This window comes from Bradyrhizobium sp., assembly GCF_049798375.1.
Lineage (GTDB): Bacteria > Pseudomonadota > Alphaproteobacteria > Rhizobiales > Xanthobacteraceae > Bradyrhizobium.
Genome location: NZ_JBARGP010000308.1, coordinates 1 through 2,307 on the forward strand (window position 1 = coordinate 1; position 2,307 = coordinate 2,307).

Below are 2,307 nucleotides of genomic sequence, written 5' to 3' on the forward strand. Positions count from 1 at the left end.
GCGACCTTGTCGTCGAGCAGCACCAGCTGGCGCGAGATCCGCGCCTTCTCGGCGTTCTCGATCAAGGCCTCACGCCGCTTCGGCTGCTTGATCTCGGTGGCCCGCGCCAGCAAGCCTTCGAGATCGCCATATTCGGTGATCAGCTGCGCCGCGGTCTTGATGCCGATGCCGGGCACGCCGGGCACGTTGTCGGTGGAATCGCCGGCCAGCGCCTGGACTTCGACCACCTTGTCCGGCGACACGCCGAACTTCTCGAACACTTCTGGAATTCCGATGCGGCGATCCTTCATGGTGTCGTACATGGTCACGCAATCGGTGACGAGCTGCATCAGATCCTTGTCGGAGGAGACGATGGTGGCGCTGGCGCCGCGCTCGCAGGCGAGCCGGGCATAGGTCGCGATCAGATCGTCGGCCTCGAAGCCGGACTGCTCCAGGCAGGGCAGGTCGAATGCATGCACGGCCTGCCGGATCAGCGGGAATTGCGGGATCAGATCGTCGGGCGCCGGCGGCCGGTGCGCCTTGTAATCCGGATAGATCTTGTTGCGGAACGTGACTTCCGACTTGTCGAACACGATGGCCAGGTGGGTCGGCCGGTCGTCCTGTGGCATATCGCGCAGCAGCTTCCACAGCATGTTGCAGAAGCCGAGCACGGCATTGACATTCAAGCCGTCGGATTTGCGGTTCAGCGGCGGTAGCGCGTGATAGGCGCGGAAAATGTAGGAGGAGCCGTCGACCAAGAAAATATGGTCGCCCTTCCTGGCGCCTTGGACAGCGGCAGGCACAGGGGTTGCGGGCTCGGTGGCGGCTTGCTGGGGGGCTTTGGGCATGGGGGCAATTTAGGAATTTTTGGCCCCGAATGACAGCCTGGGAACGGGAGATTCTGCCCCGTTCCCCACTCAAATCGAGGGGCTATTCCGCTGCCTGCAGCGCGGGCTGCTGCTTCTTCGGCGCGATCCAGAACACCGCCGGGCGCTCGAACAGGAAATTGGCGCGCATGGCGAGCGCCGCTCGCCAGATCGCAAGCGCGCCGAACACGCCCACAATGGTCACGATCAGCGACACGGTGCCGATATCGGAAATGATGCCGGTCTTGAGCAGCAGCGTGCGTGTCGCCGCCATCGGCAGGAAGAAGGCGAGATAGATCACGATCGAATGCTCGCCGCAGAAGCGCAGGCCGTTGAGCAGTTGCGCCCGCGCCAGCAGGGTGCCGATCGTGATGATCGCGCAGGCGCCGGCAAGTCCGAGCGCCAGCGAGATGCCGGGCCATTCGCTGAAGCCCAGCGCGACGAGAGCGGCATTGACCAGCGCCCACGCGATCAGCCCCGCAATCGCCAACGGCGGCCGCGCGCGTGCGCCATTCGACAGCGCGAACACATAATCGGCGAACAGATAACCGCTGTAGATGTAGACGAAGCGATTGCAGAACTCGTCGATCACGGTCCAGCCGGTGACGATATGCGCGGCTTCGAGGGTCGCTGCGATGGCCAGAATCAACGGAGAAGGCAGCCTGCGCGTCAGTTTGATGACGACGAAGAAGATCGGCAGCAGATAGATGAACCACAGCGTGCCGAACGGCTCGATGAGGGATTCCAGATACAGATAGCCGGCATGCTGCCAGCTGGTCTCGGCGGCGAAGGCGGGCGCCTTGAAGCCGAACTGGATCGTGACCCACAGCACATAGAAATAGGCGAAGTGGACCACCTTGCGGTCGAGATAGGTGCGCCAGTCACGATCGATCACCAGCGGCAGGAACAGCCCCGAGATCAGGAAGAAGTCCGGCATCCGGAACGGCTTTGCGAAGGCCACGACCAGATGCATGAAGCCCCGCTCGCCGGCCGCAAGCTCGACGCCCAGCACCGAATGCATCATCACTACCATGACGATGCAGATGCCCTTGGCATAGTCGACCCAGTCGACGCGGTCGGTCGCCACTGATGTGCCGTTTGCGGTCATGCTGTCCCTCTCCGGCGCATTTTCGACGAGAGCTGTTGCAAACTCCTTATGGTCATCCAAATGTCATGCCGTTTTCTAAATTCCCCTCCGTCCGCAAATGCATTAAGAGCGGACTGTTAACCATAGAGGATCGGGTTTCATGCGAATTGCCATGATTGGCACGGGCTATGTCGGGCTGGTATCCGGCGCCTGTTTTGCGGATTTCGGCCACCAGGTCACATGCGTCGACAAGGATGGAGCCAAGATCGCCGCATTGCACCGTGGTGAAATCCCGATCTTCGAGCCCGGCCTCGACGCGCTGGTGGAGTCCAACGTCAAGACCAGGCGGCTCGATTTCACCACCGATCTCAAGCA

The 2,307-nt window shown here is 61.9% G+C and carries 3 protein-coding genes; 1 reads left to right on the plus strand and 2 read right to left on the minus strand.

The genetic code is table 11. The features are described from left to right. Positions 1-827: 5'-3' exonuclease (locus WA702_RS13220; protein ID WP_425110974.1), on the minus strand; the 827-nt coding region annotated here is incomplete at its 3' end. An 82-nt stretch (positions 828-909) separates the two neighbouring features. Continuing rightward, entirely contained in the window at positions 910-1,953 is a 1,044-nt protein-coding gene (locus WA702_RS13225) for an acyltransferase family protein (RefSeq protein WP_425110975.1), read from the minus strand. A gap of 139 nt (positions 1,954-2,092) precedes the next feature. Between WA702_RS13225 and WA702_RS13230 the strand changes: the two genes are divergently transcribed. Then, on the plus strand, positions 2,093-2,307 hold a 215-nt coding region (locus WA702_RS13230; RefSeq protein ID WP_425110976.1), incomplete at its 3' end, for an NAD-binding protein.